Origin of the sequence: Zhouia amylolytica, from assembly GCF_900116365.1 — a bacterium.
In the GTDB taxonomy this organism is placed as follows: Bacteria; Bacteroidota; Bacteroidia; order Flavobacteriales; family Flavobacteriaceae; genus Zhouia; species Zhouia amylolytica.
Genome location: NZ_FPAG01000001.1, coordinates 558,553 through 573,832, shown reverse-complemented (window position 1 = coordinate 573,832; position 15,280 = coordinate 558,553). Strand labels below are relative to the sequence as shown.

The 15,280-nt window shown below is 33.5% G+C and carries 13 protein-coding genes, 1 tRNA gene and 1 pseudogene; 8 read left to right on the top strand and 7 right to left on the bottom strand.

Translation table 11 applies throughout. The features are described 5' to 3' along the window. The first annotated feature begins 1 nt into the window (after position 1). The 6 genes from BM361_RS02425 (at position 2) to BM361_RS02400 (ending at position 7,146) form a co-directional block, all read left to right on the top strand. The gene (locus BM361_RS02425) at positions 2-1,243 is read left to right on the top strand and encodes a DNA-processing protein DprA (protein WP_074976642.1); all 1,242 of its coding nucleotides are present in this window, start codon (positions 2-4) and stop codon (positions 1,241-1,243) included. A gap of 151 nt (positions 1,244-1,394) precedes the next feature. After that, a complete protein-coding gene (locus tag BM361_RS02420; protein WP_074976640.1) occupies positions 1,395-4,118 on the top strand; it encodes a coiled-coil domain-containing protein in 2,724 nt (907 codons plus the stop codon). 25 nt (positions 4,119-4,143) lie between these two features. Then, the gene (locus BM361_RS02415) at positions 4,144-4,932 is read left to right on the top strand and encodes a Wadjet anti-phage system protein JetD domain-containing protein (protein WP_139226584.1); all 789 of its coding nucleotides are present in this window, start codon (positions 4,144-4,146) and stop codon (positions 4,930-4,932) included. Further along, positions 4,925-6,148 carry a hypothetical protein gene (locus tag BM361_RS02410; protein ID WP_074976635.1) on the top strand — a complete coding sequence of 408 codons (1,224 nt, stop codon included), beginning with the start codon at positions 4,925-4,927 and terminating at the stop codon, positions 6,146-6,148. The genes BM361_RS02415 and BM361_RS02410 overlap by 8 nt, the downstream gene beginning before the upstream one ends. Beyond that, positions 6,129-6,662: a condensin complex protein MksE gene (locus tag BM361_RS02405; protein WP_074976633.1), complete on the top strand. Its 534-nt coding sequence runs from the start codon at positions 6,129-6,131 to the stop codon at positions 6,660-6,662. The genes BM361_RS02410 and BM361_RS02405 overlap by 20 nt, the downstream gene beginning before the upstream one ends. Positions 6,663-6,762: 100 nt before the next feature. Beyond that, positions 6,763-7,146, top strand: a complete 384-nt coding sequence (locus BM361_RS02400) for a (deoxy)nucleoside triphosphate pyrophosphohydrolase (RefSeq protein WP_074976632.1) — start codon at positions 6,763-6,765, stop codon at positions 7,144-7,146. Positions 7,147-7,397: 251 nt separating this feature from the next. On the opposite strand, the pseudogene BM361_RS16840 reads toward BM361_RS02400, so the two are convergent. The 4 genes and pseudogenes from BM361_RS16840 to mce all read right to left on the bottom strand — a co-directional run. Then, positions 7,398-7,511 (bottom strand): annotated as a pseudogene (locus tag BM361_RS16840) (ATP-binding protein); the annotation flags it as partial. 322 nt (positions 7,512-7,833) lie between these two features. Continuing rightward, positions 7,834-7,968 (bottom strand): hypothetical protein, encoded by a 135-nt coding sequence (locus BM361_RS17185; RefSeq protein WP_262508047.1) that lies wholly within the window; start codon positions 7,966-7,968, stop codon positions 7,834-7,836. A 1,113-nt stretch (positions 7,969-9,081) separates the two neighbouring features. Next, positions 9,082-9,155, bottom strand: a tRNA-Ile gene (locus tag BM361_RS02395). Positions 9,156-9,316: 161 nt separating this feature from the next. Next, on the bottom strand, positions 9,317-9,718 hold the full coding sequence (gene mce, locus BM361_RS02390) for a methylmalonyl-CoA epimerase (protein WP_074976630.1): 402 nt from the start codon (positions 9,716-9,718) through the stop codon (positions 9,317-9,319). A 159-nt stretch (positions 9,719-9,877) separates the two neighbouring features. Here mce and rbfA point away from each other — a divergent pair, with 159 nt between their 5' ends. Both rbfA and BM361_RS02380 read left to right on the top strand, forming a co-directional pair. After that, positions 9,878-10,270, top strand: a complete 393-nt coding sequence (gene rbfA, locus BM361_RS02385; protein WP_038268135.1) for a 30S ribosome-binding factor RbfA — start codon at positions 9,878-9,880, stop codon at positions 10,268-10,270. Between the two features lie 63 nt (positions 10,271-10,333). Further along, positions 10,334-11,476, top strand: coding sequence for an ABC transporter permease (locus BM361_RS02380; RefSeq protein WP_317039382.1), 1,143 nt, complete (start codon positions 10,334-10,336; stop codon positions 11,474-11,476). Positions 11,477-11,483: 7 nt separating this feature from the next. Here the strand turns inward: BM361_RS02380 and dusB are convergent, their stop codons facing one another. The 3 genes from dusB to BM361_RS02365 all read right to left on the bottom strand — a co-directional run bounded on the left by dusB (position 11,484) and on the right by BM361_RS02365 (position 15,259). Then, positions 11,484-12,479, bottom strand: coding sequence for a tRNA dihydrouridine synthase DusB (gene dusB, locus BM361_RS02375; RefSeq protein WP_038268140.1), 996 nt, complete (start codon positions 12,477-12,479; stop codon positions 11,484-11,486). A 71-nt stretch (positions 12,480-12,550) separates the two neighbouring features. Then, entirely contained in the window at positions 12,551-13,318 is a 768-nt protein-coding gene (locus BM361_RS02370) for a LytR/AlgR family response regulator transcription factor (protein WP_074976626.1), read from the bottom strand. A gap of 3 nt (positions 13,319-13,321) precedes the next feature. Further along, positions 13,322-15,259, bottom strand: coding sequence for a sensor histidine kinase (locus BM361_RS02365; protein ID WP_074976625.1), 1,938 nt, complete (start codon positions 15,257-15,259; stop codon positions 13,322-13,324). Positions 15,260-15,280 lie beyond the last annotated feature (21 nt).

Genomic DNA, 15,280 nt, shown 5'->3' with positions numbered 1-15,280 from the left:
AATGATTACAGAAAGAACCAAAGCCATATTATTATTAACATCCTATTTTTCTAAAGAATTAGACTCTAAAAACAAGCCTTTATCTATTTTGGAATGGAATAGAATGGTTAAATGGCTTCAAGTTAAAAATTTAAAACCTGAAGATCTTTTAACTAAAGATTTAAAAATTATTTTTTCTGATTGGTTAGATAAGACTATTGATTATAATAGAATTATATCTTTATTGAATCGTAAAGTTGCTTTAGCTCTAAAATTAGAAAAATGGACTAAAGCCGGAATTTGGATAATTAACAGAAGTGACCCGGATTATCCAAATAATTTAAAATTAAAGTTAAAAGATCGTGTTCCTCCAATTCTTTTTGGAATAGGAAACAAAGAATTATTAAATAAAAGTTACATTGGGATTGTAGGTTCACGGAATATTACCGCTAATGATATTGATATTACTGAATCTATTGTTAAACAAATCATTGATCAAAATTATGGTATCATTTCTGGAGGGGCAAGAGGTGTTGATGAACAATCAATGGTTGGCGCACTAAACTCTAACGGTTACACAATGGGGGTTTTAGCTGATAGTCTTTTAAAAAAATCAGCTTCTAAAATTTACAGAGATAGCATTTTAAAAGACAAACTTATTTTAATAACTCCTTTCAATCCTGAGGCTGGCTTTAATGTTGGAAATGCCATGGGAAGAAATAAGTTAATATATGTTCTCTCTGACGCTACAATAGTTATAAAATCTGATACAAAAGGTGGCACTTGGGAAGGAGCTAAAGAAAACATTAAATACAAATGGGTTCCATTATGGGTTGTTAATAATAAAAACATTAAAGAAAATAAAGGAAACAAAGAAGTTGTAAAGCTTGGTGCAAAATGGCTTGCAGAAGATTTTAAGATTAACACCTCTATATTAAGTAAAGAAGTATATAAAGAACCTATTTCAGTTAAGCAAGGAGATTTATTCGACTTAACTAGTAAGAACGAAAATATTATAAAGGAGATTGAATCGGAGGAACCAGAACAAGAAAAAGCCGACTTAAACACAGAAAATACATCCTTTTTTGATTTTTTTATTAATCAATTATCATCAAAATTTAAAACTGAGGAAATTAAAAAAAACGAAATTGTTAATCACTTTAATCTTACAAATAAACAAGTTGATGAATGGTTAAAAATAGGTGTAGATAAAAAACTAATTATTAAGAAAACAAAACCCGTCAGATATCTTTTAAAAAATTAACTATATAATAAATAATATCCCTTAGTTGTACACAAGCTAAGACACCAGCCCCACGAACAGCACATTTGTTTTTTTGCCGACACAAAAGCCAACGTTTAAAAAACCAAAAGAGCTGTTTTTTGCCAACGCTCGAAAAAACTGAAATGAAAGAATGCTAAATAAGATTATAATTATAAATTCTGAACTATATGCAAAAGCAAGTATCCATATTGGAGAAAGTGCAAGTATTCAAATTACGGCTGAAAACAATGTCGGAAAAAGCTCTTTTATAAATGCTTTAAATTTCCTTTACATAACAGACAAAGACCAAATGAGATTTGAGGACGACAGAAAACTTTCTGACTCAATGAAACATTACTTTGACGGAACAAGTTTACACAGCTTTATAATTTTTGAAATTATTAAAAATGGCTACTACTCTATTCTTGTAAAAGCGACACCAGAAAATACAATTGAATACTATAAAATTACAGGAGAATATGATGAATCGTGTTTTGTAGAAATACAAAACAATAAATTTAAAGCAAGAAAATTTCGTGATATTCTTCAAAACCTAACATTAAAAAATCCTACTGATGTCCCTGTAAAGCTTACAAATGAAGAATTGTATAATTTGGTCTATAATTCAGATAAAAATAAAAACCCTGTAGTTTGGCTCAAAAAATCTATTAAACGAAACGGAAGAAAATCCTTCTCAAACAGTTTTACTGACATATATAGGCATTTGATTAGAACAAGTGACATTAACGAAAAATCTTTTAAAAATGCTCTTTTGGTTGCTGATGGACAGCAGCACTTTCCCTTGAATGTGCTTTCAAGTTCAAGTTTTGAGAAAATTGACGAGTTTGAAAAAAAGAAAACACATCTTCAATGTCTTATTTCAATAAAACCAGATTTTGAAAAGCTAAAACTACTTAATGACGAATTTATCAGCCACGAATCAATTTTAGGGAAATTAAAAAACACTTTCCTCAAGAAATTTGACAAAGTTGAACAGGAATTATCTAATAAAATAGATGAAAATAGTGAGCTTTCTATTTTGATTAAAAATCTACAAACTAAAATCAATATAAATCTAAAAAAAGAAAGAGACGATTTGATTAGTCTTAAAACAACTAAAAAAAATAATTTAGGAACTCTTCAAAATGAAAATAACAAACTGTACACAGAATTAGAAGAACTTAAGGACTATGAGCCAAATGCTGAAAATTTGCTTTTTCAAGGCTTAAAAAATAATTTAGTTGAGGAAGATAAAAGACTCACAGAATTAGTTTCTAAATTAAGCCAACTAGAAAGAAGTCAGTTTACCGAAAAAGAGATATTGTTTTCAATCGAAACTCTTAAAAACGATATAACGAAAAAGCAAAATGCCATTAAACGATTTGATAATTTACTTTATCAAAATATCTCAAAAGATGAAAATACAATTAAAAAGGTCTATAGTTTTTTAAATCGAGATGTTGCGGAACTTGATAAATCAAAAATCAAAAAGGAGATTTCAAAATCTGATTTCCCATTACAATTTTTTGATGGATTAATTGATGTTTCAGATATTAACATTGAGACAGAACTTCCTACTATTAAAAATCTTCAGGAAGAACTTTTATCAAAACAAAAAGAACTAAAAGAAAAAAACTCTCAATTACAGATAATCCAAAATAGAAAGAGTGTTGAAAAAGAAGTACAGAAATTAAAATCTACAATTAAGACTAATTCTGAATTTATTCAAAGAATTGAAAAAAAACCTGAACATCAAACTAAACTTGAAGAAAATAAAAAAGCATTAAAATACCTTGAAAAAGAGCTGAATGATATTGACAAGAAAATTGACGATAAAGACTTAGAAATTGATAACGCTAAAGCCGATTTATCGAAAAAAATTACAGAAAAAAACAAGTACAAAGAAGATTTAATAGGTTTTAAAAAACAATACAAAGAAATTTTAGAGACTTATGACATCTATGAAATTGAAGAAATTTTAGATACATCTTTTGAGAACATTCACGAAGAATTTCATTCAAAGTACAAAAAATTTCTTCGTATAAAAGATAATAGAAACACTATTAAAAATGAATTAAACAACATTTTAAACCTGGATATTCAAGATATTAAAATGTTCATTCGTGAGATCGATGAAGAAATCACAAACATTCCTAGTACTCAAAAGGTAATAAATGGTTTACTAGACACACTCTCTCACGAAATAGGAAGCCCTACACACTCTTTTTTAACACAGTTCAATGATTTTAAAACTTTTGTGTCGAGAAGCTATAACCAAAAGTTAGCAGAATATCCCATTTCAAATATTCAAAGTGTTAAAGTAAAGATTGATGACAATACAGATTTAATTTCTGATTTGGACAAAATCTCTAAATTAAAGTTTTCGGATGGTTTAGACTTTGATAATTCCTACGCAGAATCAAGAGAAGCTTTAGAAAGACAATTATCAAATAATAATGGAAAGACTATTAATATTGTCGATTTATTTAAAATCAATGTAGAAATAACAAAGGTTACAGGGAAAACAGAAACTATTGACCTTTCAAAGCAAGTTCAATCGAGAGGAACTAATATTGTGCTTAAACTATATCTATTTCTCAATATTCTTAAAGAATTGGTTCATAACAATTCTGAAAATCGAGTTATAATTTATGTGGACGAACTTGACGCAATAGGTCAAAAAAATGTAAAGCACTTAATTCAATTCTGTAAAGTTAATCACTTCGTACCAATTTTTGCAGCACCGAGGAAAGTTGAGGGAATCGAAAAATATTATTTAATCAAAGAACCACAAAAAGATTCCAAAAACCAAAGAAGAAAAATTTCATTTGGAGAACTACAATCATTCCCAGTAATTTATAGAGATGCAGAATAAAACGTTTTTTAACTTTCTACTTAAGATGCTAGAAGAGGAAAAAATAAATTCCTCTTCTATAAGCGTATCAGTTAAACAAAGTGGAGACTTTAAAACATTACTAAATGGTAAGTTCATTAAGTATTCACAAGCTGTATCAGGTGGTGGAAGTTACCTCTTGAACGATAGAGATAATTTAGAACGTTATTTCAAAAGCAAGTTTCCTAAAGAACTTCAAGATAGTTATTCTGCGATTGGCAATATTGGAACTTTTAGAAATACTAAAGTAGGTAAGAGAACTAGCCAAAACGTAATATTAGTAAGAGGATTTAAAAATGTACTCATAAATTCAAAATTTGTAGAATTAGAGCACTTTACAAGTCAGTTCGGAACTTTTTCAGTACAAGTTAATGAGTTAGAAACTGATAGAATTTGCATTGTTGAGAATCTCGATTCATTTTTATTGGCAGAAAAAGTAATTGGAAAAGATTTTGTTTTTATTCATACTTATGGAGGTTTAGGAAAATCCGTTTTAAATAAATTCAAAACAAAAAACGTATTGATTTTTCCTGATTATGATTTTAAAGGTTTACAAAATTACTTAATGGTTAAAAAAGTATTTTCTAATACAAAGCTGTTCATTCCATCAAACTATGAGGAGCTATTTAAAATGTACTCTAGAACTACTAGAACAAAACAAGGAAGAGAACAAAACCCAACTAAAGAAGTAAAAGAATCCGTTGATGAAAATGTTATAAAAATTAGAACAGATATTTATAAAACCAAGCGCTTTTTGGAGCAACAAGCACTATTCGTAAAATTTCAGAATGATTAAATTATCAGGAAAATACATACTTAAATTTTTGCAAAATCATTACGAATTTGTACAGGATGCATTTAATTATAGCAAACCTGACTTTATTATCGATATTGATATTTTAGAAAAGTTAATTGAAGAATACAACATTAGTAATGAACCCAAAATATCTTTATCTAAGTTAATAGATGTCAAGTTTTGCAGACAGTTACCCACTAAAGATTTTAAAATAAATAGAAGTTACGTAGATTTCTTGCAGTTTCTCTTTGATGACTTTACGCTTGATTTACCACAAACTTTAAAGGAAAGGTATAAAACCATTTTTGAATTATTTTCAGCTTTAAAAACAGAGACTAAAACAAGCAAAACAACTATTTTAATTCAAAACATTATAAACGTAATTGATGTTTTCTTAAATGATATTCATAGACAAACTCAAAGACTTTTAAGTGATACAGAATCTTTAAAAGTAAATGCAGATGAATATTCAGATTTATCAAAACGGTTAGAAAAAGCAGTTTTTTGGATTGACGAGTATATTGAGCCGTTAAATAAAATTCTAGAAAAAGGGCATCCAGAATCCTTTTATTCTGCTTTAGTCGAAATTCAAAAATACACAAGTGAAAAACAGTACATAGCAAACAGTTTTAAACTTAAAAGAGAATATAAAAAACTATATGGTGCCGTTGTTTACGCTCGTGCTGAATTAGACCAGAACTTACAAAAACTAACAAGAGAATTAAGACCATTGCTAGATAGAGTCAAAAGTGATTCAATTATTTTAAGTGGATTTTATCATTTTGTAGAAAATATAGATTACCCTGAAAACTATGCTGTTCCTATTCCTAGTCCAATTAAAAAGACTAAAGGAAGTGCCATTTTCAAAGAGTTTCATAGCGAAGCAGAATTTTTTGTTGACCAATTTAATTACAAAACTTCTGATGTATATTATGAAGAACAAATTGAAGAGTTAGAATGGCTTCCTGATTCTACATATTTTAAAGAACAGCTACTCAATGAAAATAAAGTTGATGATTTTTATTTATGGTGCTTTAATACTTTAAAAAAGCATACTGATGAAATCACATTATCAAAATTTTTCTCTCTAACTAATCTTTTGTTAGAAGATGATTTAGTGGCAGAATACAAAACTGACGAGAGAAAAATAATTGATTTAAAAGATGCCTCAATTAAGATACCTAAAGTGAAAGTATATGAGAGAATACCCAAGTGAGCATAATAAAATAGTAAGTGAATTATTAGACGGCAAGTTCATTATTTCACCAAGTCCTTTGTTTTATAAAATTCAAGAACTAGAAGATGACTATTTCGAATTTTTTACGAAATCATTTAATTATAATCTGAATATTGAAGCAGAATTTGCCTATTTATCGTCAGATGAAGTAAACGAGAAAAGGACTAGAGACTTTACTTTGTTTCTAGCTATATTGTCAAGAGAGCTTGATTATTCAGGAAAAAACTTTAGAGATAAAATTGAATTAGGTTCATTTGACATAAACGAAACCGAACAATTATTAAGGCAATCAAGTAAATGGGAAATATTGGAAAAAACTACAGTTTCCGAATTTGAAAAGTTTTTAAAAACTTGGCGTGGTAAAAATTTAATTGTTTTGGATGGTAACAAATTTAAGTTTACCAAAGCCGTAAAGCTATTTTTCACTTTTGCTATAGAAATCGCAGAAGAGAAATTAAAAGAAAAAACAAATGAGGAAAATACCAACGCTTAATCGAAACAAAATGAATAAATTAGAAGTCAGATATAAGCCGAAAAGTTAGCACATAAAATCCGCTACTTTTTATATACAAGACCGTCAACAAAAAAACAGCATGTTAAATATGAATGTAGTTTGTGCAATAATATACAGAGACGATAAAGTTTTTATTGCTCGACGGAAACAAGGTAAATCGATGGCTAGTAAATGGGAGTTTCCTGGTGGTAAAATTGAAGAAAACGAATCTGAAGTAGAAGCTTTAAAAAGAGAGCTAATAGAAGAACTCGGAATGTCTGTTGATATCCATAAAAAATTAGGCTCTAACATTCACAACTATGATGATTTTACAATTAATCTTATTGCTTACAGTTGTGAATTTAAGTCTGCCACTTTTACACTAACAGATCATGATCAATACATTTGGGTGGAACCAAAAAACTTAAGTAAATATGATTTAGCAGAAGCCGATATACCAATAGCAAATCTTATTCCAGATTAAATTTACCTTCTAATACGTTAAATAAGGTTTAATTTAACGTATTAAAAACCGATACTAGTTATTTATCGGTAGTATACCAAATAAGTCAAGAACATACCTCAAAGCATCAGCATCTGAAAAATCAGGGACGCGTTCTTTTTTTGACTTGCCTTTGTTTAATGGAAAATTCGGTTAAAGTGAACCACTCTTGCCGGATGAAAGTGAGCAGTGTAAATGAAGTACCAAAAAATCGTTTCATTTGAGTGTTAAAATTAGTGATTCTTTTTTAATTTTTTTCTCATGGATTCTCCTTTAAAGTTAATGCGATGTGCTGAATGTACCAATCGATCTAAAATGGCATCAGCAATGGTCTTTTTCCCAAGAATACGCTCTTTGATAAACTGGGATTTCAAATAATTTTTGGGAACTATCAAACAGTCCTAATGTTGTTTTTCTATAAAAACCCATTTTTGAGTTTTGTTGTTTTAATGAATATCAAGGTTTGTGTATACGCATTTTTTATTTATAGATATTTAGCTATAAAAATATAAAAGAAAACCTCTCCAATCTCCCAAGGGCATTTTCCCCATTTCCTCAAAGAAACTAAACCAAAACCAACTTACGGTTTCCCGTATGAGTATATAAAAAACAACATCCTATTTACCCGTTCCGATCACACGAATGCTTCTTAGTTATTATAAGCAGTTTTTATTCTTTTATAGGGTTCTTAAATTCAGTTTCAATTTCAGTTGGCGAATCTATAAACTCAATTGCGTTTAAGTCCGTTTTTAAACTCCAAAGTGTTTCCACCATAAACTTATCTAAATCTGATGGGATTTCCATTTTACTATCTTCAAACTGTTTAATTAACACACTTAAATATTCCGAAATTGTTTTTTGTCCATGAAATAGAATTGTCCATAGTGATTACATTAAAATTTGTATAAATATAAAATTAAAACTCTTCATAGGGGTTTTTCACTTTTACCAAAGCAAAACACCATAATGAAATATCCTTTACGGAAAACCATAATTTATAATGAAAGGGGTTAGGGTTCTTGGTGGGTTTGGTTACCGCCTGGTGAGATTACCATGCTTTTTTATTACAAGGCTCGTAATGACGTTACTGTATATTATTTATAAAAATATATTTATCATTCATTTTCTTTGCTCATCCAAAGAAAACGAATCAAAAGAAAGGATGCCCGTCGAGAGGTATTTTTGCTATCGCAAAACCATGAATTCAATCCTAAATGGTCTCCAAGGCTTCGACCATTTTAACGGATTAAATCCATATATACTGCCGACGGGAGTACTCTTCTATCAACATTTTTAACCCATTAAAGAACCTTAACCTCGCCTGCCAAACCCTAGGGCTGGTTTTTTTGTATACGTTGACAATCTCACAGCCTGTTCGGTTCTTATAATTAATGTGGGAACAGCTATTGAAGGTAGGTGACTCATTTTGGTGAGATTGCCATGCCTTATTAACACAAGGCTCGCAATGACGATTCTATATATTATTTATAAAAATATATGTATCATTCATTTTCTTTGCTCATCCAAAGAAAACGAATCAAAAGAAAGGATGCCCGTCGAGAGGTATTTTTGCTAACGCAAAACCATGAATTCAATCCTAAATGGTCTCCAAGGCTTCGACCATTTTTAACGGATTAAATCCATATATACTGCCGACGGGGTACGCTCCTATCAAAATTTCTAATCGGACACGTTTGAAGGTTTTCATGAAATAGCTGTGGCTCAAGTGGAAGTGCGTTAGCGATAGCTAACAAAGCATGTAACGCTAGAGACAACAGCGGTTTTGCGATAGCAAAAATTTCCTATAAACCTTCTTGATTTTTTGGTTCGTTTTGCATCAAGGCAAAATGAACAAGAGATTAAAATATTGAAAACAAAAAATCCAACCTAAATGAATAGATTGGATTTCTTTACCTGTGGTCCCACCTGGGCTCGAACCAGGGACCCCCTGATTATGAGTCAGGTGCTCTAACCAGCTGAGCTATAGGACCGGCTAAAATTGGAGTGCAATATTACTACTATTTTTAAAATCGTGCAAGCCTTTTTTAATAATTACTCACCTGGTGAGAATTAATACCCTCCAACACTTGCGCTTATGATCTATTTTTTGGTTTTTCCGTTGTCATATCCGGCAAGGTTACTCCCGTCCTGTTTACTTAATTTCTTCACACAGCTCCACCAGTACGCCATTGGTGGATTTAGGGTGCAGAAAAACAACTTTCTTATTATCGGCTCCCTTTTTCGGGGTATCATTCAATACGACAAAGCCTTCTTTCTTTAATCTTTCTACCTCTGCTTCTATATTATCCACATCAAATGCAATGTGGTGAATGCCTTCTCCTTTCTTTTCGATAAACTTAGCGATCGGACTCTCCGCATTGGTCGCTTCGAGCAGTTCGATCTTACTTTCGCCGGTTCTGAAAAACATGGTCTTTACTCCTTCTGAGGCTACTTCTTCGGTTTTGTAGGCTTCCGTGTTTAACAGCTTCTCAAATAAGGGTCCTGAAACGCCTAAGTCTTTTACGGCGATGCCTAAATGTTCTATTTTCTTCACGTGTGTGTTTTTGTGTGTTTGAAATACATTGAATATAACTACTGAGAATCCTTACCTGGATGCTTTGTGAGCCTTCTCAAATAAATTTATCTTCACTTCTTTTCAAAACTCAAAGTTAATACTTTTATACTGTAATCTTTATTGTTGTATTTTTGTGCCATGGAATCTAACAGACAGAAAAAAATAGCAGGGGTAATTCAGAAAGATCTAGCCGATATATTACAACGTGCTTTGAAAGATAGTGGCTTAATGGGAACGTTGATTTCAGTCACCAAAGTAAAAGTTACTGTAGACCTTTCTATCGCCAAGGTATATCTTAGTATCTTTCCGAATAAGAATGACAAAGAGATCTTAGAAGATATTCGTACCATTCAGCCTAAAATAAAACACGAATTATCGCAACGTACCAAGCATCAATTAAGGAGAATTCCTGAACTTGAATTTTTTATTGATGATTCATTAGAATATATCGACCAGATTGATCGTTCTTTAAAAGGTGGGGAGAATCCTTTGGAGAATCCTGACCTATTAGGCAAAAGAAAGAAATCATAATTATTGTTTTTCCCTTTTTACATAGCGAAACGGTACCTTGTTTCTAAAAGCAGTCAGAATGCTGTGAACATCATCAATATGGTTACCTTTCTGGTGATCGTTATCGGTGCTGCTTCTCTTTTTATTGTACTTTCTGCTTTTGCCGGACTCAAAACCTTTAGCTTATCTTTTGCCAATGCCTTCGATCCGGATCTGAAGATCGTTCCCGTGAATGGCAAGGTCATTTCCTTCGATTCGGAAACCAACAAAAAGCTTGAGGATATCGATGGGATCGCTTCGTATTCCAGGGAACTGGAGGAGCGCGTTTTTTTGATGCACGATCAGAAAAATCACGTTGCTTACATTAAAGGGGTGGATGAGAACTACAATTTGGTGACCAAAACGGATAGTACGCTTTATGTGGGGGAATGGCTGAATGTCTATCCCGACCAGGTGGTTACAGGGTTTGGTATTGCTAATATTTTAGGGCTCGCGGTCAACGACCGGCTTAACTCCCTGGTTATTATGGCGCCTAAACCTGGTACGGGTCCGATCAGGACTTCTCAGAAGAAACCTTATAATACTTCTTATGCTTCCGTAAGCGGGGTTTATGCGGTGAATGAGGATCTGGATAAAAAATATGTTTTTGCGCATTTAAGCACCGTTCAGGGACTTTTAGAACGTGGACCTAGTGATATTAGCGGAATCAATATTAAACTCAAAGAAGGGGCCGATACGGCTGTTGTAAGCGAGAAGATCGCTGCGGCCTTCGATGGGCAGGTGGACGTTAAAACGCGTGCCGAACTGAATGCTACCTTGTACAAAATGCTCAATACGGAAAACCTGGCTATATACCTGATCTTTACCCTGGTTCTTATCATTGCGCTCTTCAATCTTGTTGGGGCGATTATAATGATGGTACTGGATAAAAAGTCGAACTTGAAAACCTTATACAGCCTGGGTATTACGATAAAAGGCCTTAGGCAAATCTATTTCTACCAGGGTCTCATCGTTTCTGCCGTAGGGGGTATCATCGGTATTTTGATCGGGTTTGTGTTGACGTGGACTCAGAAAACCTTCGGGTGGTTTATGATCACACCATCACTACCTTATCCGATGGATCTGACAGTTATGAATTTTGTGGTGGTATTATTCACCATTCTTATCCTTGGGTATCTGGCCGCTAAAATAGCTTCCCTGCGAATCAGTAAGAAGCTGATCGATTAAGATCAGGCTATACCATAAACTCTACATCCGTAAACTTCTCGATTACCTCATCTAGCACAGCAAATATATCTGCTGCATCGTCTGTGGTTACCAATTGCTGACGGTACGGTTTAAAGTTCGGGATGCCTTTGAAGTAGTTGGCATAGTGTCTGCGCATTTCCAATACTCCTAATTTTTCACCTTTCCAGTCGATAGACATTTCCAAATGGCGACGTGCCACTCGTACGCGTTCTTCCATCGATGGTGGTGCTAAATATTCGCCGGTTTTAAAATAGTGTTTTACTTCGTTAAAAAACCAAGGGTATCCGATACTGGCTCTTCCGATCATCGCTCCGTCGAGACCATATTCATCACGCATTTCTACTGCTTTCTCCGGACAGTTTACATCGCCATTTCCGAAAACGGGAATGTGCATACGCGGATTGTTCTTTACGGCAGCTATGGGTTTCCAGTCGGCATTTCCTTTGTACATCTGTACGCGGGTTCTTCCGTGGATGGAAATTCCCTGAATTCCGACATCCTGCAATTGCTCTGCAACTTCTACAATTTTGATGGAATCGCTGTCCCAACCTAAACGCGTTTTCACGGTAACAGGGAGGTTGGTGCGTTTTACCATGGCTTCGGTAAGTTTTACCATTAGCGGGATATCTTTAAGGATTCCGGCTCCGGCATTTTTACAGACTACCTTTTTTACCGGGCATCCGAAGTTGATATCAATAATATCAGGTTTGGATTGTTCCACGATATCGATAGCTTCGAGCATAGAATCCATTTCGGCTCCGAAAATCTGGATCCCTACCGGACGTTCCTTTTCGTAGATATCGAGTTTCTGCACACTCTTGGCTGCATCGCGTATTAATCCTTCCGAAGAAATAAATTCCGTATACACCACATCGGCACCATTCTCTTTACACAATGCACGGAATGGTGGATCACTCACGTCTTCCATCGGTGCTAACAACAAAGGAAAATCCCCTAATTCTATGTTACCTATCTTAGCCACAGTCTTTTACATTCAAAATTCGAGGTGCAAAGATAAACAAATATCACAACTTGCTAAAAAAGGGCTCCTTCTTAAATATTTATCTTTTCCTTAATCTGCTCATAAGCGCTTCTGGCACTGATTAGTTTTAAGGGTTCTTTGCCGTCCAGGTGAATGACAAACCGTCTGTTAAAATATTTTTGAACTTCTGTTACGTGATCAAAATTCACCATTAAAGACCGGTGTATTCTGATAAAACTATCCGGCAAGCTTTTAGAAATCTGTATTAAGGATTGTTCGGTGAGGTGTTTATTTCCTTTGTTATCGTAGATGTATGCATACTTCTCGGAGGCTTCAAAATAAAGAATATCGGCAATCTTAAGCAATACCATGCGGTCACCTTTTTTAATCGTAAAAGAGGTTGCTTTCTTTTCCTGCGGTTGCTGCTGTAAATCTTTTAATACGTCCAGCAGTTCTTTTTTAGAAATGGTGCTTGTGCTTACTTGTTCTAATTTCGCTACGGTTTGCGTTAGGCGATTTAGCTGTAAGGGTTTTAATAAATAGTCTATACCATTGGCCTCGAAAGCTTTAAGGGCATACTCATCGTAGGCGGTACAAAAGATTACCAGTGGAGCTGCGGTCATTCTTTCCAGGAGTTCAAAACCTGACAGCCCCGGCATTTGAATATCCAAAAAGATCAGGTCGGGCTGCAGATTTTCTATCATCTCCAGTCCTATGGTACCGTTAGGGGCTTCGCCTATAATTTCAAAGGTATCGGGAAAGTGCTTTGTTAACCTTATGATCCTGTCACGAGCAGATTTCTCATCATCAATTACGAGGGTTGTATATCGATCTACCATTTTTTACAAGTGTTTTTGTATCACGATTTCTATCATTTTTTCCGGTCTATTCTGCCATGATAATGTTGCCTGATCTCCATAGGTTAAGCTCAAAACATCCTGTATCATTTGCAATCCGTAACCACTAACCAATCCCTCGGGAAATGACGGTCCGTTATCATAAACGGTAATATGAAGGTCGTGCTGTTGTTTCTCAATCTTTAGTTTTATAATCCCTTTTTCTTCTGTTTTTGAAATACCGTGTTTTACGGCGTTTTCGATTAAAGGCTGAATCAGGAACATGGGTATTTCTACATTTTCAAGGTCATGCTCTACCTCGATGTTATAATCAAGTTGGTCTCCGAATCTAATCTTTTCAATTTCGAGATAATTCTTCACCATTTCGACTTCCTCCTTCAGGGTACTACTTTTTTTACTGCTTCTATTGATGGAATACCTGAAAAGATCTGAGAGTGACAAGGCCATTTGTTCGGTTTTATCCCGATCTGTATGGACTAATTCTGCAATCGAATTCAGGGAATTATATAGGAAATGCGGATTGATATGTGCTTGTAAGGACTTTAGTGCGGTTTGGGTTTGCAATTCTTTTAGTTGACTTAATTCCAGATCTTTCTCTTTGATGATGTTATCTGAAAAGCGTTTTAAATATATCAACACTCCTCTTCCCAAAGCCAGGATAAATGCCAGGGCATTGACCGCACTAAAATTACCGCTCGATATGACTCCGTCCGGTGTATTCCATTCTATTATTAAATAATAGATATTGATTGGAATTATGATCGACAGGTATAATAAACCTGCTTTAAGAAGTAGTTTATATATAAAACTATACCGTTCCTTAATTAAGTATTTCTCCGAGATCCACAACAGAAATGAAATGATCAAGGCACTTAGCACAGCCAAGATCAGATATGCAAATCCTCCCTGCCAACCACTAAAAATAATTTGATTAGGGTATAACAGATGGCTATGAAGATTATTAAAACCAAAAACCGTCATTAAAATAACAAAAGCGGTAAAACAATAATTAAGGTATTGGTTTTGAAATTTAGTCCCTAGAATGAATGGCCCTCCCAAGGCTACCACACCTAAAAAAAGTATAGCTAAAATGGTAAATACTATAGAAGTAATGGCAATTGGATTGGTAAAATTTAAGGTGTATCCAAATCCATAATAATCATGTAAATATGATTTAAACTGATCGATAAAATCAGGGGCATACAGTTTTTGCAGTAAAAACTTGTCTTGAGATGTGAATTCATATTGATCGGGGGTGTAAGCAGCTGATTCATAAACCGAATACTTCGTCTTTTTGTTCACATGATGTCCTTTTCTGATGTCACAAAGACTTCGTAACATTTCATATCTTATGTATGATTGTCTTTGCTGCCTTGAAATTGATTCTGAAAATGAAAAACAAACGGTGTTCGAACTAAAATATCGTGTATAGCCTACTTCTTTATAAGTTCTTAGGATCTGGTTCCCATCTTTTAAAGGAGATTGTGAATGACGTTCATTTATTCTATCGAGTGCATAACAATTGAATTTCAATTTAATGGCCGCCGTAGCTAAATCCAGGTAATTGTAGTCATCTTTCTCTTGATCATATTTTCCAACTGCTCTAATTTCGGCAGAAGACATACCCATGTAATCATCAAAAAAGCCCACTTTTTTATTGGGTAGAAGCCCTTGAATTTCCTTAATGACCTTGGAAACGGCCAGGCTATCTTCCTTTGTAGCCCTAAACATTTCAAATAAAATGGGTGTATGGTATTTGTTGACATAAAAATGATCTCCTGCAAACAACCTTTCTTTTACATATTCCCAATTAGGGTCAGTGTTATTTTCCTTTTTAGACACATTTGGAGAACGGTGACTATCAAGTCCGGGAAAGAATAAAATCAGTATTAAAAATAAAACAAGGGTAATGGCTCTTTTCATTGGATACAATTATAATATTTA

Coding starts and splice junctions, on each gene's coding strand:
- BM361_RS02415 (WP_139226584.1), top strand. CDS start 4,144: ATGCTAGAAGAGGAAAAAATAAATTCCTCTTCTATAAGCGTATCAGTT.
- BM361_RS17185 (WP_262508047.1), bottom strand. CDS start 7,968: ATGGAAATCCCATCAGATTTAGATAAGTTTATGGTGGAAACACTTTGG.
- BM361_RS02405 (WP_074976633.1), top strand. CDS start 6,129: ATGAGAGAATACCCAAGTGAGCATAATAAAATAGTAAGTGAATTATTA.
- BM361_RS02370 (WP_074976626.1), bottom strand. CDS start 13,318: ATGGTAGATCGATATACAACCCTCGTAATTGATGATGAGAAATCTGCT.
- BM361_RS02365 (WP_074976625.1), bottom strand. CDS start 15,259: ATGAAAAGAGCCATTACCCTTGTTTTATTTTTAATACTGATTTTATTC.
- BM361_RS02400 (WP_074976632.1), top strand. CDS start 6,763: ATGTTAAATATGAATGTAGTTTGTGCAATAATATACAGAGACGATAAA.
- BM361_RS02420 (WP_074976640.1), top strand. CDS start 1,395: ATGCTAAATAAGATTATAATTATAAATTCTGAACTATATGCAAAAGCA.
- rbfA (WP_038268135.1), top strand. CDS start 9,878: ATGGAATCTAACAGACAGAAAAAAATAGCAGGGGTAATTCAGAAAGAT.
- BM361_RS02425 (WP_074976642.1), top strand. CDS start 2: ATGATTACAGAAAGAACCAAAGCCATATTATTATTAACATCCTATTTT.
- BM361_RS02410 (WP_074976635.1), top strand. CDS start 4,925: ATGATTAAATTATCAGGAAAATACATACTTAAATTTTTGCAAAATCAT.